The sequence below is a fragment of the Agrilactobacillus fermenti genome, from assembly GCF_021030645.1.
Taxonomy (GTDB): Bacteria; Bacillota; Bacilli; order Lactobacillales; family Lactobacillaceae; genus Agrilactobacillus; species Agrilactobacillus fermenti.
On record NZ_JACGCJ010000022.1, the window covers coordinates 18,925 to 42,463 of the forward strand.

At 40.4% G+C, this 23,539-nt stretch carries 17 protein-coding genes and 2 pseudogenes; 5 read left to right on the plus strand and 14 right to left on the minus strand.

The window, feature by feature from the left end; genetic code table 11:
* Nucleotides 1–207: 207 nt before the first annotated feature.
* On the plus strand, nucleotides 208–2,373 hold the full coding sequence (gene nrdE / locus FHQ08_RS08790) for a class 1b ribonucleoside-diphosphate reductase subunit alpha (protein ID WP_230914039.1): 2,166 nt from the start codon (nucleotides 208–210) through the stop codon (nucleotides 2,371–2,373).
* A gap of 230 nt (nucleotides 2,374–2,603) precedes the next feature.
* Nucleotides 2,604–3,581 carry a class 1b ribonucleoside-diphosphate reductase subunit beta gene (gene nrdF / locus FHQ08_RS08795; protein ID WP_230914040.1) on the plus strand — a complete coding sequence of 326 codons (978 nt, stop codon included), beginning with the start codon at nucleotides 2,604–2,606 and terminating at the stop codon, nucleotides 3,579–3,581.
* Between the two features lie 72 nt (nucleotides 3,582–3,653).
* On the opposite strand, the gene FHQ08_RS08800 is transcribed toward nrdF, so the two are convergent.
* The 11 genes from FHQ08_RS08800 to FHQ08_RS08850 all read right to left on the minus strand — a co-directional run bounded on the left by FHQ08_RS08800 (nucleotide 3,654) and on the right by FHQ08_RS08850 (nucleotide 16,111).
* Complete coding sequence (locus FHQ08_RS08800; RefSeq protein WP_230914041.1) at nucleotides 3,654–4,877, minus strand: TcaA second domain-containing protein; 1,224 nt, start codon at nucleotides 4,875–4,877, stop codon at nucleotides 3,654–3,656.
* Nucleotides 4,878–4,882: 5 nt separating this feature from the next.
* Complete coding sequence (locus FHQ08_RS08805) at nucleotides 4,883–5,902, minus strand: alpha/beta hydrolase (RefSeq protein ID WP_230914042.1); 1,020 nt, start codon at nucleotides 5,900–5,902, stop codon at nucleotides 4,883–4,885.
* A 128-nt stretch (nucleotides 5,903–6,030) separates the two neighbouring features.
* A complete protein-coding gene (locus tag FHQ08_RS08810) occupies nucleotides 6,031–6,777 on the minus strand; it encodes a zinc ribbon domain-containing protein (RefSeq protein ID WP_230914043.1) in 747 nt (248 codons plus the stop codon).
* 159 nt (nucleotides 6,778–6,936) lie between these two features.
* Nucleotides 6,937–7,113: a hypothetical protein gene (locus tag FHQ08_RS08815; RefSeq protein WP_230914044.1), complete on the minus strand. Its 177-nt coding sequence runs from the start codon at nucleotides 7,111–7,113 to the stop codon at nucleotides 6,937–6,939.
* A gap of 4 nt (nucleotides 7,114–7,117) precedes the next feature.
* A complete protein-coding gene (locus FHQ08_RS08820) occupies nucleotides 7,118–7,810 on the minus strand; it encodes a hypothetical protein (protein WP_230914045.1) in 693 nt (230 codons plus the stop codon).
* 100 nt (nucleotides 7,811–7,910) lie between these two features.
* Nucleotides 7,911–9,539 carry a hypothetical protein gene (locus FHQ08_RS08825; protein ID WP_230914046.1) on the minus strand — a complete coding sequence of 543 codons (1,629 nt, stop codon included), beginning with the start codon at nucleotides 9,537–9,539 and terminating at the stop codon, nucleotides 7,911–7,913.
* Between the two features lie 267 nt (nucleotides 9,540–9,806).
* Nucleotides 9,807–10,427, minus strand: coding sequence for a recombinase family protein (locus FHQ08_RS08830; RefSeq protein WP_230914047.1), 621 nt, complete (start codon nucleotides 10,425–10,427; stop codon nucleotides 9,807–9,809).
* Between the two features lie 126 nt (nucleotides 10,428–10,553).
* A complete protein-coding gene (locus FHQ08_RS08835) occupies nucleotides 10,554–13,949 on the minus strand; it encodes a hypothetical protein (RefSeq protein ID WP_230914048.1) in 3,396 nt (1,131 codons plus the stop codon).
* Nucleotides 13,950–14,288: 339 nt separating this feature from the next.
* On the minus strand, nucleotides 14,289–14,657 hold the full coding sequence (locus FHQ08_RS08840; protein WP_230914049.1) for a DUF1634 domain-containing protein: 369 nt from the start codon (nucleotides 14,655–14,657) through the stop codon (nucleotides 14,289–14,291).
* Nucleotides 14,654–15,502, minus strand: a complete 849-nt coding sequence (locus FHQ08_RS08845) for a sulfite exporter TauE/SafE family protein (RefSeq protein ID WP_230914050.1) — start codon at nucleotides 15,500–15,502, stop codon at nucleotides 14,654–14,656. The genes FHQ08_RS08840 and FHQ08_RS08845 overlap by 4 nt, the downstream gene beginning before the upstream one ends.
* A gap of 21 nt (nucleotides 15,503–15,523) precedes the next feature.
* A complete protein-coding gene (locus tag FHQ08_RS08850; RefSeq protein WP_230914051.1) occupies nucleotides 15,524–16,111 on the minus strand; it encodes a hypothetical protein in 588 nt (195 codons plus the stop codon).
* A 122-nt stretch (nucleotides 16,112–16,233) separates the two neighbouring features.
* Here FHQ08_RS08850 and FHQ08_RS08855 point away from each other — a divergent pair, with 122 nt between their 5' ends.
* The 3 genes from FHQ08_RS08855 to FHQ08_RS08865 are packed head-to-tail and all read left to right on the plus strand — an operon-like array spanning nucleotide 16,234 to nucleotide 20,283.
* Nucleotides 16,234–18,609, plus strand: coding sequence for an ATP-dependent DNA helicase (locus FHQ08_RS08855; protein ID WP_230914052.1), 2,376 nt, complete (start codon nucleotides 16,234–16,236; stop codon nucleotides 18,607–18,609).
* Between the two features lie 41 nt (nucleotides 18,610–18,650).
* A complete protein-coding gene (locus FHQ08_RS08860) occupies nucleotides 18,651–19,370 on the plus strand; it encodes a hypothetical protein (RefSeq protein WP_230914053.1) in 720 nt (239 codons plus the stop codon).
* Entirely contained in the window at nucleotides 19,360–20,283 is a 924-nt protein-coding gene (locus FHQ08_RS08865) for a sce7725 family protein (RefSeq protein WP_230914054.1), read from the plus strand. The genes FHQ08_RS08860 and FHQ08_RS08865 overlap by 11 nt, the downstream gene beginning before the upstream one ends.
* Before the next feature lie 12 nt (nucleotides 20,284–20,295).
* Here FHQ08_RS08865 and FHQ08_RS08870 read toward each other — a convergent pair.
* The 3 genes and pseudogenes from FHQ08_RS08870 to deoD all read right to left on the minus strand — a co-directional run bounded on the left by FHQ08_RS08870 (nucleotide 20,296) and on the right by deoD (nucleotide 23,411).
* Nucleotides 20,296–21,273 (minus strand): annotated as a pseudogene (locus FHQ08_RS08870) (aldo/keto reductase).
* 151 nt (nucleotides 21,274–21,424) lie between these two features.
* A pseudogene (locus FHQ08_RS13360) lies at nucleotides 21,425–21,799 on the minus strand (C40 family peptidase); the annotation flags it as partial.
* Between the two features lie 907 nt (nucleotides 21,800–22,706).
* Nucleotides 22,707–23,411, minus strand: coding sequence for a purine-nucleoside phosphorylase (gene deoD / locus FHQ08_RS08880; protein ID WP_230914056.1), 705 nt, complete (start codon nucleotides 23,409–23,411; stop codon nucleotides 22,707–22,709).
* Between the last annotated feature and the right edge of the window lie 128 nt (nucleotides 23,412–23,539).

Genomic DNA, 23,539 nt, shown 5'->3' on the forward strand with positions numbered 1-23,539 from the left:
AATGACTGCTGTCATCGATTTTTTAACTCCAAAGTTCAAGCAAACTTTATTTCGGATTTAATGAACGGTAGTGGGCTTTAACGCCAACCAAATGACATTTATACGGTCAAAGATCTCGCCAAGGGACGACATGTACCCTTGGTTTTTACTTTTGAATTTAGTGTACAGCCAAGAAAACAGTGAATTTTAAGAAAGTGGTGACTGAACTTGAGTCTTAAAGAAATTAATATCAGTGATGTATCATATTTCAAGTTGAATAATGAATTGAACCGTCCAGTTGACGGAAAAATCCCGCTAAATCGTGATAAAGAGGCTTTGACAGCCTTTTTCAAGGAAAACGTGGTTCCAAACACAAAAAAATTTGATTCAATTCATGATAAATTAGACTTTTTGGTTAAAAACAGTTACTTGGAAGCTGGCTTTCTCAGTAAATACACCCCAGAATTCATCGATCGCATCCACAATTATTTAGCTGATCAAGAATTCACTTTCAAATCTTTCATGGCTGCATATAAATTTTATAATCAATACGCGCTTAAAACAGACGATGGTGAAGAATACTTAGAATCTTTTGAAGACCGAGTTATGATCAATGCCTTATACTTTGCAGATGGCAATGAAGACCTAGCCATGTCTTTGGCCGATGAAATGATTCATCAGCGTTATCAACCAGCAACGCCTTCATTTTTAAATGCGGGTCGTAAGCGCCGCGGTGAATTTGTTTCTTGTTTCTTGATTCAAATCACGGACGATATGAACAGCATCGGTCGTGGCATTAATAGTGCCCTGCAACTTTCGCGCATTGGCGGTGGTGTTGGTATTACCTTGTCCAACTTACGTGAAGCTGGTTCGCCTATCAAAGGTATTGATGGCGCTTCTAGCGGTGTTTTGCCGGTGATGAAATTGTTAGAAGATAGCTTTAGCTACAGCAACCAACTCGGTCAGCGTCAAGGTGCTGGTGCTGTTTACTTGAATGTTTTCCATCCAGATATTATTAATTTCCTTTCTGCCAAAAAAGAAAATGCTGATGAAAAGATCCGGGTCAAAACATTATCTTTAGGTGTGATCGTGCCTGACAAATATTACGAGTTAGTTCGTAATAACGAAGATATGTACTTATTTAGTCCCTATTCGGTTGAACGGGAATATGGTGTGCCCTTCTCTTACGTGGATATTACTAAAGAATATGACAACATGGTCCAAAATGACCGCATCAAAAAATATAAGATCAAGGCTCGGGATTTAGAAAACGAGATCAGTAAACTGCAACAAGAGTCCGGTTATCCTTATATTTTAAACATTGATACGGTCAATCGTGACAATCCTATCGATGGCAAAATCATCATGAGTAACCTTTGCTCTGAAATTCAACAAGTTCAAACACCATCGTTATTAAATGATAGTCAAGAATACGTTAAAATGGGTACCGATGTTTCTTGTAACTTAGGTTCCACGAATATCGTCAACTTAATGGCTAGCCCCGATTTTGGTAAATCTGTTCGGACGATGACCCGTGCTTTGACATTTGTAACTGATGAATCAGATATCAAAGCTGTGCCAACAATTGCATATGGTAACAAACTAAGCCATTCAATTGGTCTAGGTGCAATGGGCTTGCATACTTATTTGGCTAAGAATCATATTGAATATGGTTCTAAAGACTCTTTAGAGTTTATCAGTACTTACTTCATGCTCTTGAACTACTGGACCTTGGTTGAAAGTAATCAAATTGCTAAGGAGCGCCATGAAACCTTCCATAATTTTGAAAAATCAAAATATGCCGACGGTTCTTACTTCAAGAAATATACCGAACGATCTTTTGCACCAAAATCAGAACGCGTCCAAGCACTCTTTAAGGATGTCTTCATTCCGGAAGAATCCGATTGGGCTATCTTACAAATGGCTGTGCAACGCGACGGTTTGTATCATCAAAACCGCTTGGCTGTAGCACCAACAGGATCAATCTCATACATCAACGATACTTCTGCTAGTCTGCATCCAATTACTCGGTTAGTGGAAGAAAGAACTGAAAAGAAAAATGGGAAACTTTACTTCCCAGCACCATTGCTAGATAACGATACGTTACCTTACTACACTTCAGCCTATGACACGGATATGCGGAAAGTCATTGATGTTTATGCCGCAGCACAACAACACATTGACCAAGGTATGAGTTTAACGTTATTCTTACGTTCGACGATTCCTGCCGGTTTATATGAATGGAAGCACGAATCCGAACAAACAACGCGTGACTTGAGTATTTTAAGAAATTATGCTTATTATAAAGGTATTAAATCCATCTATTATGTTCGGACATTTACTGATAACTCACAGGAAATCGGTAGTAATGACTGCGAAAGCTGCATTATTTAAGAGCGTAAAACAAGACCGTTTAGCTTTCGAACATCAACCTAGGATTTTGTGGTGGTTGCCTTTCACCACACATAAATCCGTAGTTGTGGGAGAAAGGTGGTCTTGTGAGCGCGTTTGATAGAGCGTGAACATAGCTAATTTACTTTGGTAACTTGTTTAATTTATGAAATAACCCTTAACTAGTCAGTCATATTGCAACTGACTAGTTTACTTACATAAGGAGCATTACAATGACTGATAGCACATACTATAAAGCAATAAACTGGAACGCAATTGAAGATTTGATCGACAAATCAACCTGGGAGAAATTAACCGAACAATTCTGGTTGGATACCCGGATTCCCTTATCCAATGACTTAGATGATTGGCGCACATTAAATGCTACTGAAAAAAATGTTGTCGGTCACGTTTTTGGCGGTTTGACTTTGCTAGATACCTTACAATCTCAAGATGGCATCGATCAATTACGCAAAGACGTCCGGACGCCGCAAGAATTAGCCGTTTTTAATAATATCCAATTTATGGAGTCTGTCCATGCCAAAAGTTATTCTTCCATCTTCAGTACTTTGAATACAAGCGAAGAAATCGATGAAATCTTCGAATGGACGAATACCAACGAATTCTTACAGAAGAAAGCTAAGATCGTCAACAAGATTTATCAAAGTGGCACCCCGTTAGAGAAAAAGGTCGCTAGTGTCTTCCTAGAAACTTTCTTATTCTACTCTGGTTTTTATACCCCGCTTTATTACTTAGGCAATAATAAACTTGCCAATGTGGCCGAGATCATTAAATTGATCATTCGTGATGAATCTGTTCATGGTACTTACATTGGTTATAAATTCCAACTAGGCTTTAACGAGCTCTCAGAAGCAGAACAAGAGAAAATGCAAGACTGGATGTATAATTTATTGTATGAACTATATGATAATGAAGAGAGCTATACTGAGACCTTGTACGCTGGAACTGACTGGATCGATGATGTTAAGACGTTCTTGCGTTATAACGCCAATAAGGCTCTAATGAATCTTGGTCAAAATGCCCTCTTTCCAGATACTGCTGATGACGTGAACCCAATTGTAATGAATGGCCTATCAACTGGAACAGCAAATCATGATTTCTTCTCTCAAGTCGGTAATGGCTACCTACTAGGCCATGTAGAAGCTATGCAAGACGATGATTATAATATTGGCCTACCAAAAGACAAATAAACACTAACATTATTTATGTCATTCAAAAAACTGCGCAACGGAAATTTCGTTGCGCAGTTTTTGTATGGAAACTTAATTTAGAAGCGTCCATTTGCCGGTATCGTCATCATACTTACTTAATAAATGATGCAGCATATCATAGCGATAAGCACCTTCCAAGGTATTATCGGATTTATCATAAGCTCGAATTTCTTTCATATTATCAGCTGGTGTAGAGATTTCCCAATTCGTATCTTCAAAGGAAATGTCATCATCGTAGGTCATGACTAGATCTTCATACCAACGCCGATCATGATTGGTATTGGTATCTTCATCAGAACTAGAATCATCATGTGCCGTGACACCATCTTTATTAGCCCGACTTTCAGTGATCCCGTTACTCGTCATATCGTCACTGGTTTTCTGCTTTGTTGTATTCGCCGTTTGTTGCTTCGGTGCTTTCAAATCCAGTTCAACCAACTGACTATCTTTAAGAGGTACCAATTGTTTATGCGCGACAACTACTTTATTTGCTAGCTTGGCTTTAGCTTGGACTTGATAAGAGCCTAACATCAAAGGCCCGACTTTGTACGTGTGTCCTGTGGTCGGCTTCAACAACTCGGTGTTAAGGGTGACATCAGCTTTATGATTGGTTTTCAAAGTTGGATACAGTGCCTGCACTTGAATTTTATACTTAGGAAAAATTAAAAAGTAGCGACCCACTTCAGTCAATTTAAAATCATCATCAGCCGAGTGCCCAGAGCTGATCAAATCTGTTTTTAGGCGTGAAATGTATGACTTATCTTGTTTTAGAAAAGTCATAAATGGTTGTACTGTTTGTTTATTCAAATGTAAATTTTCATCTTTACTAGTTAAAGCACGGGTCACATTCTGGCTATTAGAACTATTTAATTGGTTGATCAGCACGGCCACTTGTTTGTCTTTCGCATAAACTGACTTACCCGTAAAATAACCAGCGACGCCAATAAGTAATAAGACACAGACTAATAGCCATGGCCAACGTCGATGCGGTTTATTTGGTTTTGATACGGTGTCCATTGCTTTGTCAGGCGCTGGTCGTTCAAAAGATCCCTTAGGCGCAGTTTTAGGCGCAACATCTGTGGCTGGTTCTGGTTCGGATGCTTGTGGTTGTGCTCCGTCGCCTTGCTTACCAGTCCATCCAGCTTCAACTTTTTTGCTGGCTTCTACTGGTTCACGGCGTGCTTGCTTCAAATCAAAACCACAATTGGGACAAAACTCATCATCGTCTTTAATCTGAGCCCCACAATTAGGACAAAATTTTAAATCTTCAGCCATTATGATTATCCTCCCTGATGTTTAAATTGTTGCAAAGTCCAGCTGTAAGCATTAGGCAAGACTTGCCCCCAATAAGGAAACGTGTGTCCCCCAAAATTATCCAATTCTAGCGTTGTGTCCACACCTGCCGCTTTTGTCTCGTCCGCAAATCGAACCACATTAGCTACTGGCACCGTGGTATCTTGCTTGGAAGAAGCTAACATGATCTTAACGTGTCCGCTTGCTTGCTTTAAAAATTGCGTTGGAAATGCCTGCTGCCATTTTTCTTGAGACCAGTTACCATTCGAGTCACTAAAAACGGGTACACGTCCAGGTGCTTGAAAACCAGCTGGTACCTGATACCAAACCGCTGGTGAAATCCCAAAAGCTAACGAAAATTGATCAGTGTGTTGAAAAGCCAGACTCATGGCACCATAACCGCCCATGGAAATTCCACCGATAGCCCGGTTCTTAGCCCCTGCAGCAATGGCATATTGCCGGTCTAATTGCTGGGGCAGCTCTTGAGTAATTGCTGTGGCCATTTTGGCTTGGTCAGAATCAATGTAAAAGCTATTATCGCCTTGAACAAATACGACAATTGCTGACTGTTGGTCGCGCTGCTCTACTTGATCAAGAATCGACTTGGAATCTACCAACTTATAAAAATTAGTGTAATCACCATCTATTCCGTGTAATAAATAAATTACTGGATACCGTTGTGTCGGATCATAATGGCTCGGCGTATATACGGCGTAGGGCCAGTTCCGCTGCAAAGTTGGTGACCACATGCTCAATGCTTCGATCATGCTGGCTTGACGTGCTGGTGTTGTCCCTTTTGGCTTTAACGTCTGTTGTGGTTTTGCATTCGTTGAAGCCGACTTTTTAGAATTAGCCGTAGTTTTTGGCTTTGAACGTTGCTGCGCCTGTCTTGATGCTTTACTTGACGCTACTTTCGGTGATGATTGATTCTGAGAGTGCGCTGAGCCACAACCCGTTAGTCCCGTCAATATGCCCGCGCACAGCATGAACAATAGAATTTCTTTCATAATCACATGATTACGCCCCAATGTCGTTTTTTTATCTGAAATAACTGCATCTATGTTTTAAGTCTATTTCTTAAAATCATAAAAATCAATCTATTTGATAATAGTTACTACAAGTATATTTGGGGTCACTATTCATGAACAAGATAGCCTTGAACGTGTTTATGATCATCATGATCACGAAATGATACTCTGTAACCTTTATAAGTTTTATTCTTTTCAAATTTTGCCGTCTCATAATCCACCTTAGCTTTGTGATCTATCTTAATATTGTCAAAGTTATCGCCGCCGTCAAATATGATTGTCTGATCTTTAACTTGCCATCGTCGTTGATTCTCAAAATTAGGTGCTTGCTCAACACCCGCATAGTAATCTTCAGCCACGCTGCCGTTCTTTTGAAATTTAAGTGCGATGGCCTGTGCAAACAGTGGCCCATCTGGATACGATGGATCATCATTATCTTCAACCAGATACCAAACATCATGTGAAACCAACTGTACTTTTAAACTGTTGTGATGATGCACAAAGCCAAAAACAAGTAATAAAAGCACCACAAATCCGATGCCTAAAACTTTTTGTTGTTGCTTTTTGGGTAACTTTTTAAATTTCTGATTAGATGTTTTAGCCGTTTGCTTAGCTTTTTGATAGGTTTCTGACTTGGCAATATTCTCTTTGGCTTTCTGGTAAGTCTCAGAGTTGGTAATGTTTGCTTTGGCCTTATTAATATTCTCAGTTACCGTATCTTTAACTGAACTGGCTGATGTTGGATTGCTTTTTACCTGATATGTTTGCAAATTAGTCCCACATTTAGGGCAAAATTTCACACCAGATCGTAGTGGTGCCCCACAGTTGGGACAAAACTTGAAATTTTCCGCCATTTGATGACCTCCATTTAAAATTTAAATAAGCAATATTAATGTTGATTAATTGTCTGTCCTAGCAAAAAAAGAGTGGTAGGCCACTCTTTTAAATTCATAAAAACTAATTGCTTTGATAATATTCGATTAAATGACAGTCTTTCCATGATGACACGGATACTATCGATTCATATTTTCATGATGCGCGGCTTTGCTTGAAAATACTGGTGCTAATGTATGGTAGGTCCATTTGCCAATACCGAAAGCCAGATGCCAAGCCAACTTGATCGTACCAATAATTAAAGTGAGCCAAATAAACGTCACTAAGGCAACAAGCCAATTACTATCATTACTCATTCTTTCACCTCCAAAAACTGTTATACATAGCGGCAGCTGAATTAACCTCTGCATTTTGGGCAGCGATTCGAGCTGCTTCTGCATCTAATGCCGCTTGCTGAGTGGTGTCAATAATTTGTTGCTGCATTTGTTCCATACGCCAATTGTGTAATTCCTGTTCATAAATATTAATCGCTTCCTTTAGCGTATCCGCGCGACCATCGTCAAGATAAGTAAATAACCAACTCACATCGGCCGAGTGGCGGTATTTGGTCGGCACAAAATCAACAGCTCGCTGGTAGCCTGTGTTTGCAATCAAGCCATCATGTTTTTGCTGTAACGTCTGAATCTTTTCTAAATCTTGCTTTACGGCTGCATCGTTATTCTGATAGCGCGGCAAAGTCTTATGAACATCAAAGCGTGAATCTGCAATCTTGACCCCAATTGCCCCGCCGATCACACCGACAATGACTGCAGCAAAGAAATTTGAAAAGAAAATATACACAATGACAGCTACCGCTGCTAAACCAATCAAGAAAGCCCGAAGCTTTTCTTTTTGCAAGATATGTTCATATACCGTTTGTTGGGTATGCTCAATATCCTGTTCAATTTTTTCTACTGGTGCTAGCGAAGCATACGCCAAACTTAAGGCAGACTTTAAATTATCTCGTGGCGATAATTCGCGCTTTACTTTCGTTACTTGTACATCATCACTCATAATTGACTCTCCCTAATAAAAAAGCTCCCCCAGCAAAACAAGATTATTCTGCTGATAGAGAAGCTTCAATCATGCTTTACTCAATTGTTGATTCTAAACTCTAGCCAGGATAATAAGCCCCATCTGCTGCGTGAGCCCATTGTTGGTCTGAACCAAGTTTTAAGGATTGAGCTCCATTAATGAAGCGTTCGGCGAAGACTTTATATGCCAAACTTTGACTGATTGTTCCAGTTGGATTCCCAGTAGTATCAAACAATTGTGTGCCTTGTTTCAGTACTAACACACCAGTCTTTGGTGCTTCAAAGTTTAATGCACCCGCTTTGACCCATTGATTTTCGCCTAATTTATAAGCAATTGGTTGACCATTGGCGTTTTTGGCAACAGCCAAAGTCTTCCAATCAGTGATTCCGGTGGCTAAATTGTGGCCAGTGTAATCTTGGGTTTGTGGATCAGAGTAAATCTTGGCAGCCTTGCCTTCAGAAAAGATGATGGTATTGTCTGGATAATTTTCAACATAATAATTCTTTTTAGGTGTTGTTGTATCCGTTGAATCATCATTATCTGTGGTCGTTGTCGTGGTATCTGGTTTGTTTTGATTGTCCGTTGGTTGTGATGGTGTAATCCAAATTGGGTTGGTATTGGAACTACCATGATTGTTAGTATTGTTCCCTTGATTGTTATTTGATGTTGATTTAGTGGCTAATTTGACATCTTGACCCTGACGTAATCCAAAAAATACAATTCGATTATTGAATTTAACGGCATAATATGACAATGATTGTCCTACATAAGTCATAACGTACTCTGATACCGGCCCGAGTTGTTTGCTATTGATAGCCTTTATAAGGTCTGAAGAAGCATATCCGCCATTTGTAATATTTTTCCCACTCAGTTCAAAGTATTCAACGGGTACGTACGAACTACTCGTTAAATTGCCGTTAATAGGTACTAACACCTGATCTGCTGGTAAATTTTTCACAAATTTAACTTGAGGCTGCGTCGTATCTGGATTAGTTGTAATCTGATTAAAATCACTCGCATATCCACTCTGAGCATCTTGTGTTTTTACTGCACTTGAATCAATAAAATAATTATGTCCATCTATCTTGAATACCAAATAAGAACTATATTTGCCAGCGCTATCTTTATACATGGCAATTGGTGCTTGTGGTGTATTAAATTTTGAACTTAGATTTAAGCTATCTAACCCAACAATAGGATTAACAAGATTATCAATGTACACCGGAGATCCTTGAATATTATCATTAACATAAGATTTAGTTAGACTAGGATCAGTAGTAGACTTCTCATACGTGGTCATTTGAGTGTCCTTAAGATTTTTCACATAATACGTCTGATTATCCTGACTATGATCGAGTATCATATAATATTTATTTGACCCCTGAGTTTCACTTTCTGCTACCTGAGTAGAATAATAACCCTCCGTATTCGCCGGTAATGTATATTCATCTGCTACTTTCTTTTGACTATCTACAAAGTCATTGCCATTTTTTGTGTACAAATTATCAGAATATACATATCTAGAGTCTCCACCTGCTGGAGCAAGAATTGCCGTTGTAATTTTAGGCGGCAAAGTTGTGTCTGAATCCGCCGTAGCTGCTTTAGCTACCCCAATTTGTCCTTGACCACTAACCGCTGGTACTGCTACCGGCGCAACCGCTAACAAAGCCGCTGTTGCGATCCCCAAATATTTAACTGTTTTCTTCATCAAAAAACCTCCTATAAAACTAGTTTTTAGATTTGAACAATTCACACAGTTAACCCAAAGGCGTAAATAACGAACGTTTTTAACGCTCGCGAATTTACAATTCAGGGCATAAAAAAAGACCCATTGAGACTATGAAAACATAGCGCCAATGGGCATCAAAACTCAGAGATTACAAAGTGCAAAAAACGTTCGTTAATTGCACAAATTGTTTAAATCCTTATTACGAAACACATAATATCATTATTTAGGGAATAATAAAAGATTTTTTTATGCATGTCGTTGTAATCCTGCTGCTTTCGCAATATTATATACACTCTTAGTACTGATGCCACATTCGCGGGCAATGTCCTTTAATCGAAGATTTGGATATTGGTATAGTTCCAAAACACGAGTTTTAATCGTCGCATCAATTTTTGGCCGGCCTAGTAGCTTACCATCAGCTTTTGCCTGTGCCAAGCCTTCTTTGGTAAGCATTCTTAGATTATTGACTTCAAATTCACTAAAAATGGCAATCATTTGAAATAATAATATTCCCGTTGGTGTTGACGTATCAATCTCTTCTTTTAACGATTTCAGTCGAATGTTATATTTGAGCAGAGTTTCGTAAGTCAAAAGCAATGTGCTTGTTTTGCGTGCTAATCGATCTAACTTATAAACCACGAATACAACTTCGTGGCCAGCACAGCTTAAAATCTTTGCGCGCTGAATTGCCTGCTTGAACGCCGCACGGTCATCATTTCTGCCTGAGGATTTATCTTCAAAAATTTCATCTACCTCTAGTGCCTCTAACGCATGACGCTGCACCTCTAAACCAAGTTTTTGCCGATCATCCGCGCTGCTCACACGAATGTAACCAATTTTATGAATTGCCTGTTTGTTTTCTGTCATATAGTGATCCCTCCGAAAAAATATATAAACTGCTATTATTTCATAAAAATAATGCTAAAAAAATATAGCGTCATCAAAGCACCTTTTAAAAAAGTGTTCTGATAACGCTATTAGTTTCTCTATGAATCAATTAATACTATTGGTCAAAGTCCAAGTCATATCACCTTTATAAACATTTTGATGTAGTTCCGCAAAAGGTTTGCTTTCTGGTTTCAATACAAAGCCAGACTTAAACTTCGTATTATTGGCCACATCATCTGAATCGCCTCGATCAGAAGTAATCCAGTCGTCATCCAAATGGTAAATAGTTTTTGTCGTATCGCCATCTTGTTCAGTGGTCTTTGGCGGCATCGGTCTTCTGGAATCGGTCGTATCTTCAACCACAGCTGGTGTATCCTGCGATAGCATCGTACTTGTCTTGGGATCGCTATAATAGTACAGCGCATTGGCTACTGGGAAGTCCTCATACACATTATCTTTCATCAAGTTATTACTTTTTACAGTCAATTTCCAACTATCATCTACGCCAGGAAAAGTTGTCACCGTTAAATGACCAGCCACTTTTCTCGGTAAGAAAGTCGGTTTCTGTCCAGTTCTTGGTAACGCACGCTTCCCAAAGTTAATGCCAGTTGGGACCTCGGACAATGTTAAAGTGATTGGTGTGTAATGGTAATAAACTGTGTGGTCATGACTAATATTTGGAATTTGAATCGTATCGTAGGCACCATAGTGTTTTGTTGCCTTGGGATCATCCAATGTGACATAGTCCAAATGATATTCCACACCCAATTCTTGACGTTGTTGTGAGTCTAGTACACCTTCCATTCGACTATCAAAAACAGGAAAGTTGACCGTTGATGATGCGGAAGTATCCGCGAAAAATGGCTTGACCGTAACCTCTTGACCAGTATCTGGATATTTGATTGGTTGATTGTTACTTGTTTGGACATATTTCCGGTTGATATTATAGCCGTTCCCAACCTTGACATTATAAGTCAGCACGCCTGGCTGCTGATGATCCGGTGTGCCCGTGGTACTGTCCACCCCGAAATTATCAGTCGCTTTAATATCAACTTTGTAAGTGCCCGAATCCTTGAATTTGAGCATCAACCGCCAATTAGGTGTCCCATTAATATCAAAGTTCTTATCCCCAATTGGTCCGGGGCCATTGGGATTGCCATTAGATACAGTCGGTGTCGTAATAGCGTCCGTATTGTCCAGGGGCGCAAATTGTTGCCACTTGCCATCATCAATGCGGTAATACATCTTCGCATTCCAGGCGTCTTTAGAATAAATGATACCTGACAATAACTGACTGGTATTTACCCCTGTCGTCATGTTACGCGTGGTATCTGAAGTCCCCGACCAAGAAATCGTGCTGGGTTTGACCCATTGTGTTACTGCAATATAGTTCGTATTAATCGGTCCTAGGTTGATCGGCGATCCTGGTTTGGTGCCATCAGATGAATTAGAAGTCCCATTATAAAAGACTTTTAGTGTGCGGTTAAAATGGGTATTCATAAATTGCTTGAAATCATTAGGCCCAACATAAGCGCCAGTATCTGGATCTTCGGTAGTCAACGGATCCATTTTTGTGGTGCTGGCATTGGTGATGACTTTTTTATTGAAATAGTCCAGTACGCGGAAGAAACGTTTCTGATCATACTTAGAGAAGAAGCCATCTTTGTCATAATAAGTTGTAATACTGCGCTGTCTGAAGTTCGGCCCGTCTAAGACATAATGATAACCAAAATTGGGGTCCGTAGGGTCTTGAACTTCTTGGAATTCTCCTGTCTTGTACTGATTGTTGCTATCTAATTGATTCTTCACATTATAACTGGCATTATCATGATCAGCCGAATTCGTATATTGATCTAAGACATTGCCGGTATAAGCTGTGTGATTATTATCAATCGGTGCAAAGTACGTACTCCAAGTCTTCAACGAATTGGTTTCAACATTGTTACCTTTAATCTCATTTCGATTAATAGCCGCATTCAACCACCCCTTATCGCCCATCATTGGTGCTAGACGGAAAATTTCGTCTTTTTTCTTAGCTAATAGGGCATTACTCATATATGCGGTATAGTTCTCCTCCCAAACGTTAGAAGGATTGGGTGGCAGTGAACCCTTGGTAATAACCTTGTTAGGACTATCATCAGCACCAGCATAGAGATCCTTATTTTTAGTACGACTATAACCTAATTGATCTAACTCGTTTGAGGAATAGTTACCACCATAACGACCCATGTCGAAAGTCAGCCAACCCGCGGCTCGGCCCGATAAATTCCCTAATGAGGCTGAAGCCAGCCCAATCAATAGATGAATGAAGACATTGTTTGCCGCCTGAATCGGCACATTGACTACTGGACCACCCACTGGTGATTCCACACCGACATTATTGAACACGGTTTGTGCCGTTGGAACACCACCCAAAGCCACATAAAAGGCAGTTGGGTCTTCTTTAGTAACCTGAGTATATTTAGGAAACCAAGTCAGTGGAAAATGAACCAAGCCACCATATTTACTAATGAAGTTATCTACCAAAGGAATGTGTAGCCCTAGAACATTGATATTAAACTGACTAGAACCACCGGTTTGATTCCAATCAATTGTCTTAACAAAAGAATTAGCATCAACACCAGCGGGAACTTGGATACGGACATAAGCCCCGTAGTTCCCAGCTAAAAAATTAGCCTGCGGCACCAAAAATCTTAGAGAGGAAATATTGGCATTAATTGGTAAAGTCCCGGACATTTGCATTTTACCGTTTAAATAAGGTTCATTTTTTGAGTTTGAAATATAGCCAACATCAAACTTGCCCTTATCAGCGATAGAACCATTAATTGTTAGGTACATAAAAGATAGTACCTGAAAATCATTATTATTCTGCCATGGATAATTAGGTGTCGTAAATTCAACTTGGGCTAGGCCATCCGTATAGTCCTTGTCACCATCTTTTTTAGAACGTCCGGTCAAATACAGATGACCATGTCCATCATCTTGTAGCTCATCTGGTCCAGCACTCGTATCTGGCTTCCACTCTTGAGCATAAACATACTTGGACAATATCCCGTTCGTTGTCTGGTCATTGGCCGCATAAGAAGCATTCAAGTTAGTCTGTGCTTGTTTGGCTTGCATCGCTAAATAAGAAGAATTCAATTTCTGCGTTAAAGCCATTCGTTGCGCATTATCGCCAAACGAAGTATAACTGTTTGGTTTGATCATCTCTTCGAATTCTTTTTTTAAGGCAGCTTGTTGGTCCTTGCTGAGACTTTCAACACCTGGTGTCGTATCAACGACATGATCGACATAAGCTTTAGCTTTGACCGGATCATTTAGCTCCGGCTGAGCATATGGCTTTTGGAGTGTGGTACTGGTGGTATCCGTATCGGCAGCTCGAGCCCGCTTGCTATTTGTTGCACCAGACAGCAAAAACAAATAACTACCAATTATAAAAAAAATAACCAATACCAATTTATTTATTACTTTCAAACTATGCTTACTCTGGTTGTGTACCATTACGCTAATACCTTCCCCCGTAATATGGTTACTTTACGTAAGCCATGTTAACACACATACCAATTTTTTTCATTTATTTTGATTAATATATTTATTTAATAGGAACAAATTAACACTTGTATTTATTTTTTAATGACTTGGTAATTATATTTTGCATAAAAAAATAAGCAAGTATCGACGAAGAACAAAATTCGTCGATGCCTACTTATTTGCGAATAACTTAATTTTAGATGTATACCAAAAGTAACGTGCGTTCCTAATAACAACTCATTAAAATAGAAAATTCGATATTATCATAGTTCTTGTCAGTGCTCATTTGTTGTGTTTCTTTACCTTGCGCTATTTGCCAAAATAACCGATGATCATTGAGATTATCAAAATAATCAGCACGATAATTGTAATAATAACGTATAAATGATCTGATTCTTTATAAAAAGCATAAATTGAAACGACGACACGTAATACTGGCGTTAAAATCAATAAAAAAATCCCCAGCATAATGATGGCAAAGGGCTTCAAAGCCAAGATTCCTTGAAAAATGATGTGTGGTGCAGTTGGAAACATATTATTAGCGTAGCCACTGCTTCCCGTAATCAGATAAAGCATTAGACCAATAATAATAACTGTCGCTGATATAAATACACCGATTCGCAAGATTTGGCCAATGATGATTTCCACATCGTGCATTTCTTTAGCTTTTGACTTCATCCAAAGCTCACCCCAAATCCACGTAAGACCATTTGAATCCCCATATACAGAATAATCGGAATAAAGATGATCCGAATGACTTTAGCGCGTAAATGCTGCATCAATCTTGACCCAATCGTTGCTCCTGTCAAAATACCTAAAGCAAGCGGTGCTGCAATCTCGGGTCGAATCGAACCATTGAAAAAGTAAACTGTGGCACTTGCGGCAGCCGTGACCCCCATCATTAAGTTACTGGTAGCACTAGAAGGTTTTAAGGGCATCTTCATGATCGTATCCATGGCGATCACCTTAAAGGCACCTGACCCGATGCCTAATAACCCACTGGCTAGTCCGGCACCAAACATCATCGTAAAGCCACCTGGTACATTTTTGACGTGATAACTGACTTCTCGCTGGACCACTTTATCATAATACTGGCCGTCTAAATTTAATTTTTTAGCCCATTTATCATCTTCCGCATTGACTGTTCCATCAGATTTACTGCGTAATTTACGAATCATATTGTATCCAGAAAAAACCAGCAATGCCCCAAACAAGACGAATAAAAAGCTTGTCGGCGCGATGCCCGTCAAAAGTGCCCCCACGATTGCCCCCACAGAGGTTGCAATTTCCAAAAACATGGCCACACGTAAATTTAGCATTTCATCTTTTAAATAAGCAATCGTTGCCCCTGAACTGGTAGCAATCACCGCAATGATACTAGCACCAATCGCATATTTGATATTTAACCCCAATGCTAATGTCAAAAACGGTGTTAAAATAATCCCCCCACCAAGACCTAAAATTGCACCCAAAATGCCAGCTACTAAACCAGCAGCTAATAAAATTAAAACTTGATTTAACATTATCCTGCTCCCTATACTGTTCTATTTCGTTTGTCTGGTTTTTGTCCGTCTAGCTGTTGTTGCTTTTTTTGTTGTTTTACGTGTCGCTGCTTTTTTGGCTGTCGTTTTTTTAGCAGTTGTTTTAGCTTTGGATGCTGATTTTGATTTGGGTAATTCGGGATGATCGACTAAATACTGCCATGTTTCTTGAACTTTAGCCATGATCGCAGCCGTCATTCCCGCTTCATCAGCCATCAATTCGTCCGCTGGCCCCATTTCATCAATATGAAAATGAGAAGCATTGAGATTTTCAGCTTGCGTGATCAAATAAATTTTGACAGGTACGGTACTTTCCAAATCTAAAAATTGAAAAACTTTATTACTATTTTCGAATGGTAAATTAATGACACCCGTTTCCAATCGATAAGAGACTTGGGTTTTACCGGTGATATCTAATGAAACTTGCGCCAAATGACCAGTGGCAACAGCTTCCGATAAGGCTGCTATTATCGGGGACATTAATTTTTGCAGGCTTGAGCGGTTGACCTGGGTTGTCGTTTTAGTTTCTTGATGCCGTTGAAATTGACTGTCTTGAACTTTGTCAACAAAGTCTTGAACTTTAATATCCATAAAAAAATTACTCCCTAATATTATTGAAACAAACTTATCATAACGTATCTAAACAAGACTGTCTATGTAAGTCCTTAGCGCTAACTTGTGATAGTATAACATGAGAGAAAGGAACTGAGCACATGGCAAAACGGCGCATCGGTGTCCGCACGATTGTAGAATTTGAAGAAAAGCATGGCAGTATTGACCAGCGTGCCAGTAGCTCCGACCACACGGCTTTGGAAGGCACCCGCATTCATAAAAAACTGCAACGTCAGGCACCTAAAAATTATCAAAAAGAAGTTACTCTCAAATTGCCTTTGACTTTGAGCACAGGTGAGGAAATTATCGTGGACGGCCGTATGGATGGTTTGATCTATGATGAGCTAAATGACCAATACACCATCGATGAAATCAAAACTTCAGAAACTGAATTTGAGCAGCTTGAGCAAAATACACTAGATCTGTTCTGGGCTCAGTTGAAATTTTACGGTTATATTTTCACCAAAAATAAAAAAATACCTCAGATCACCTTGCAGTTAACCTATTATCAAACGCTATCCCAAGAAATTTCCCGGACGCAGCAAACGTTCACAGCTGAGGCATTGGCGGCTTATGCCGAACCAATCTTAGACGACTATCAAGGCTGGCTGGTATTTGAGTCCAAGTGGCACCAAAACCGGCAGCAAGCTGCTGCAAAATTAAAATTTCCCTTCGCCAAATTTCGCAACAAACAACGTGATCTTTCAGCAAGTGTCTATAAAACGATTCTCAGTGAGCAGCGTTTATTCGTCGAAGCGCCCACCGGTACTGGCAAAACCATGGCAACATTATTTCCTACGGTCAAGGCCATTGGTGCTAACGCCGTAGATCGTATCTTTTATTTAACGGCCAAGCAAAGTACACGGCTCGTGGCCGAAAAGAGTTTGACCCAATTACGTGCAGCCGGGGCTCAGCTTAAATCGATTACGCTGACCGCCAAAGATAAAATTTGTTTTATGGATGAACGGATTTGTACACCTGAACATTGTCCCTTTGCTGATGGTTATTTTGACCGCCGGAAAGATGGTATTTGGGATCTTTTGAACCATGAAGATAATTTAGACCGGGGAACGATTGAGCAATATGCGCGCAAGCACACGCTCTGCCCTTTTGAACTTTCTTTAGACACCAGTTTGTTTGCCGATGTGATCATTTGTGATTACAATTATTTATTTGATCCAATGGTTTTCTTACAACGTTTTTTTGCGGATAAAGCTGAAGGTGCCGTTTTTTTGGTTGACGAGGCCCATAATTTAGTTGACCGTTCTCGTAACATGTATTCTACACAAATAAACGATCAAGGTTTGACTGAATTGATCCGTTTGTTTGATGCCTTGCCTAGAGTTACTGGACCGACCAAATATTTACTGAATAGTTGTCATCGTTTGCTGGATGAATTTACCTTGTTAAGCACTGACCTAGAACACGCCAATCAAACCGAAATGATCAAGGACGCTGCACCTTTACAGCTCCTGGATCGGATTGCTAACTTCATTGAACGGGCCCACGATTGGTTAAAGACCCAAGATGACACACCCTTGAGTCAAGCTGTCCTCAATTACTATTTGACGGCTCTAACTTTCAGTCGTATTGCTGACTTTTATGATGCTAGTTATCGAACGGAGATCCGTAGCATTAATGACACGCAGTTGGCTGTAAAATTACTCTGTTTGGATCCTCAAGCTCATTTGGATACCGCTCTGGCAAAAGGGAAAGCCAGTATTCTGTTCTCAGCAACCCTTTCACCTACCACCTATTATCGCGAGGTGTTAGGTAGTCCGAACGCTTTAGCCTACCGTTTACCCAGTCCCTTTCCGCCAAAAAATCAGCGCATTATTATTTCTAGTTATATTCAAACGACCTATCGTACGCGTGATCGAAATATCCCTAAAATCGCCGCTAGTATTCATGCCCTAGCTCAAGGTAAAAAGGGCAACTATTTAGTTTTTTGCCCTTCTTACCATTTATTGGAACAAATCCGCGCAGATTTCGAAGCTCAAGCACCAGACATCGCTACCATCGCCCAAACCAGTGCTATGTCTGAATCCGAACGTCAGGACTTCTTGACACAATTCACGGCTGAGCCTCAGCAAACTTTAGTTGGTTTTGCCGTGTTAGGTGGGATCTTTTCAGAGGGTATCGATCTCACTGGGGATCGTTTGATTGGGGTTGCCGTCGTATCTGTGGGTCTACCTGGCCTTTCGTTAGAAAATAACACGTTAAAAGATTACTTTGACATCAAAAACGGTCGTGGCTTTGCCTATGCTTATCAATTGCCAGGTATGAACAATGTTCGCCAAGCTGCTGGTCGCCTCATTCGGCAGTTAAACGATCGTGGCATCGTTTTATTATTAGATCAACGTTTTTTAACACCTAATTATCAACAATATTTTCCGGCTCATTGGCAGCAACAATTGACAGTCGCCCATAATCCCCAGGAATTGGCCCACATAATTACAGACTTTTGGCGTGATTAAACTGAAATAGCTGCGAACTCAAAATTGGAGGTATATCCTTTTTGAAAACGATCGAAACTTTAGATATCGAACAAACACTTTATGCCTATTGTCGCGAACAAGGCCAATTAGTCGTCGAAGAAGTCAGCCTACCTGATGACCAAGGCATCGTGGACACTTTAAGTCGTGATACCCAAGGCCGTTACACTTGCTTTGAATTGAAAGTTACCAAAGCTGATTTTCATTCTAAAGCTAAGCTTTCCTTTATAGGTGACTACAACTATTTTGTATTACCGCGCCACTTAATTGCCCAAGTAGCCGCAGAAGTCCCTAGTACGGTTGGCATTTTAGTGTTCGATTATTTTGATGCTCAACTGCGGCAACTGCGACATTTACCAAACCCTGGTATTTTAACCGTCTATCGCAAGGCACCGCAACAACCTTTGAAACTTAAAGCAGCCCAAATAGAGCTACGTTTTATACATTCTTTAAATCGCGAAGTAGATAAGGCCAAACGGCTCACAAGTGGTTTACGCGGCTACCATAGTCAACAATTGGTACAGGAACTAAAACGACGTGCTGGCAATCATCTTTCAGATACACTAACCGATAATTTTTATACCACGCTGATGGCCGATTATGAAACAACGGCATTGGCGCAAGCGCAAGCAGAAATTGCAGCGTTAAAGGCCGAGTTAACCCAAACTCAGCTGCAACTTTGGCAGTTGAGCCAACACCAGCCAAAATTACCGTTGAATCAGGAGTTTACCGATGCCTTATAATTACTATCCTTTGATTCGTGGCCGTCAATTTGATTTACTAGCTTTACAACATATTTTATTGTCTACAAAGCACATTATCCCCATCATTGAACCAGTCAAAGCTATCCCAACGTTAAAAAAGACACTGCGGCTGCTTCTCCCCAAAAAGCAAGTGGGGTGGATCGAGAATCCCTTAGTGGGCCAATATGGGTTACAACCTTCGGCACAGCAGCAACTACCAACAACAAAACTACGACAACAACCCAATCTGAAATCGGTCTATTACTTTGATCAGCGCAATTGTGACTCTACCAACGTCAACACTAACCAGACCTACGTTATTTGCCAAAATTACACCTATCTAAATGCGCACCAACAGCAATTATCCCAATGGTCGCCGCAAGCTGTGATTATTCCCGATGAAGCGCGCTTTCGCCAATTACTGCAGCATACCCAACTGCCCCAAATCAGTTTGTCAGACCCATTCCATTACGAAGCGGATCTGGGCGAATACCTCGATCAGCCAGATGAACATTTCACCTGGGCCCCTTATTTAGGTCGGCTTCGGCCTTACCAAATTGGCTTTAGCGATTATGCGATCAGTGGCGCTTATTATTCTGATGTGGGTGCACCAAAAACGCGGCAAGCCATTCATCTGACTTACCGCGGTCCTGCTGGTGATATTCGTATGCATCATTTTGTTTCATTCGATGATGGCCAGTTATTTGCCCAAAAAGAAAAGTTTCTTGATTTATTGACTCAATTACGGCATTTCGTTGCGGCACATCGGTCAGAGATTCAACTAACTGCGCCTTTACAGCAATTACTTTACCATTTTGAGATTACTAAAAATCCTGGCTTTGGTACGGTCAAGCGTTTGTTATTAGCGCATCATTTACGCGTTATTGATCAAACTTTAGATCAAATCAACTAGCCGTTTAGACGCTTACCACAAGTATTCAACTGGATTTTTGACATATTGATCATAAACATCAGCCACGATTTTCATTTGTTCAGCAGTCAACGGTGGTAATTCGGAAGCCATCGTGTTGCGTTCGATTTGTTCAGGTTTACTTGCACCCGGAATGACAGCAGAAACTGCATCATACATTAAAATATACCTCAAAGCCATTGCAGCTAAATTATCCGTTTTTAGCTGTTTTTTTAATACTTGGGCAGCTTTCACACCAGTAAGATAATCGACACCTGAAAAGGTCTCACCACGGTCAAACAGCTGACCTTGACGATTGCTTGCACGATGATCAGCTGGATCAAAATGTGTCTGCGCATCAAATTTACCCGTCAATAAGCCACTAGCTAACGGTACCCGAGCTAGAATGCCGACATTATGCTGTTGTGCTAATTGGAAAAATAGCTGTGCTGGGCGTAACCGAAACATATTAAAAATAATCTCAACAACGCTGGTCCCATAATCTAGCGCCTTGATACCTTCTTCTACACGTTCGACGCTGACCCCATAATTACGAATCTTACCCGCTTTTTTCAATTCATCCAATGCCCAAAAAGTTTCTGGCTGATAATAAACAGACATCGGTGGACAATGTAATAGCACGATATCTAAAGCATCAACGCCCATATTTTTTAAAGATTCATCTACATAGCGCCGCACATGATCCGGATCAAAGTGTTCAACCGTTAATGGCTGTTCCTTCCGGCCGATCTTAGTTGTGAAATGAACATCTGGGTGTTGTTTTACGAACGCACCAACTGCCTGTTCACTGCGGCCATCTTGATAACCATCAGCCGTATCGAAAAAATTGACACCGCGATCATAGGCTTCAGCCAAAGTTGCCGTTGCATCTTGGGCATCAAAGGGTGCCCCCCATTTGCCGCCCAGCTGTCAAGTCCCTAATGAGACGTCACTGATTTTATAATTTGTCTTACCTAATTGACGATAGTTCATTGATTAACGACCTTTCTAAATAAATATGAGCCCTGTTTTAAATCAAGCCACAAAAAAAGAGCCTGAACATCAAAAATTTTCATTTGCTGCCCCAGACCCTTAAAACCGTCTAACTATACTTAATTACAATTGAATCGCTCATGAAAAGTGATTACAAAACTCGAACTGCAAAACTTGGCATGAAGTATTGCGAAATAGAAGCAATCGTGACATTTTCACCTGGCACCGGCGCATTCACATATTGATTATTGCCAATATACAAAGCAACATGATACGTCGAACCACGGTCACCCCAGAACAATAAGTCTCCTGGTTGTGCCTGACTGACAGCAATTTGCGTACCAGCGCTTTCCTGTGGTACGGTCCAACTACCTATCTGCATCCCTAAGGCATTGGCAAAAACATACTGCATCAAACCAGAACAATCAAAGCTGCTTGGCCCTTTACCGCCCCAAACGTAAGGTTTGCCAATCTGCTGTTCGGCTAAAGCAATAACTTTTTGTGCTTTAGTTTGATCTGTATTTGTAGCTGTGCTATTTGTGGCTATCGTATTGGTTGCAGTATTTGTGACTGCTGTATTGGTACCAGACACGGCATCACTAGGTGCAGAAAGAGGCGTGCCAACTTCAGCCGTGTGCTTGGCATTTTGATCACTCTCGCCGCCAGAAGCCGAAACATAACGTGCTGGCACCCAACCGTTTGCCACATGATACCATGTTTCACCGCCGACATCTTGTGTTTGATCATAGCTGATTGTCTGCCCGCTGCTCAAATACTTACCCGTCGCATGACTGAAGCCAGCCTGAGACCATAGTGTTGTCCCACCGTCTTTATATGTAACGGTTAACTGTCCTGCAGTAGCTGCTTGGGTTTGATTGGTACTAGCAGCAGTTGTATTGGTTGTCGTTGATTGCGGATTTGTATTCGTTGAAGCTGTGGCTGCTGGCTGTGCTTGCTTATTATCAAAACTTAGATAAATGCCCGGAATCCAAGCATTGTCACCAACTTTATACCAGGTCGTATTTCCGATTTGTTTGGAATCATAAATCTGCACGGTTTGTTTATAAGTCACATAGCTTTTTGGTTGTTGAAAATTTGGTGAAGCCCAGACAGTGGTAGAACCTTCACGATAAGAAACGGTAGCTGATTGTGTCGCTGCCTGAACTTTTTGCTGACCTTGATTGGCATTCATCAAAGCAATGCCAGCCAAACCAGCAACACCTGCCGAAACTGTTAAAAAAGCTTTTCGATGCGTCATATCCAATCCTCCAAATCCCAATATAATTATCGTTCGTTCTAAATGTTAATTTTTTATTAACATCTTAATATTACATTTACCATTTTAACATACTCTTAACTATTGTGATTCAATTTTTGCAAAACAATCCTTACCAAAAGTGACTTATTCCTGTTTTTTTAAAAAACTAAGCCCGTTATTTAATAATCGTTTCCAGTGCTACCGTGATCATCTCACCAAAAGTTTCTTGCCGTTCTTGCGCCGTCGTTTCGCCGCCATTAAAAATGTGATTGCTGATCGTAAAAATCCCCAAAGCTTGGGCCTGATATTGAGCCGCTAATAGATATAAAATCGGTGTCTCCATCTCAGCAGCCAACACGCCATAAGCCGCTAACTGCTTAAAGTTGATTTGGGCATCGTAAAACCGATCTTGCCCGATAACATTGCCTACATAAGCCGCATGCTCAATATTTTGTGCTGCTTGATAGGCTTGACGCAATAAATCAAAATCAGCCGTTGGCGCAAAAGAAATACTCGGACCAAAAATATTATGTATCACACTGGAATCTGTACTGGCTGCTTGAGCCAACACAATATCTCGCAGTTTTAATTGCGGTGCCAAACCACCAGCAGTGCCAACACGAATTAATTTTTTAACCTGATATTCTGCTAATAACTCGTGAACATAAATACCGATCGATGGTATCCCCATCCCAGTTGCTTGCACGGATACAGGTACCCCTTGATATTTGCCGGTGTAACCATACATATTTCGAATGTCATTATAGCGCTTGGCATCCGTCAAAAAGTTTTCGGCAATAAACTTAGCGCGTAGCGGATCCCCTGGTAATAACACTCTGTCAGCAATTTCACCTTTTTTTGCAGCAATGTGTGTACTCATCTTTTCCCTCCAACCTTACTTCTCAATGAACCTTAACGGACACAATTAAATTTTAGCAAAAAAGCCGGTTAAAATTTTCAAGTTTGTGGAATCTTTAATAAATCATATCAAAATAAGTTCCAGCTAAC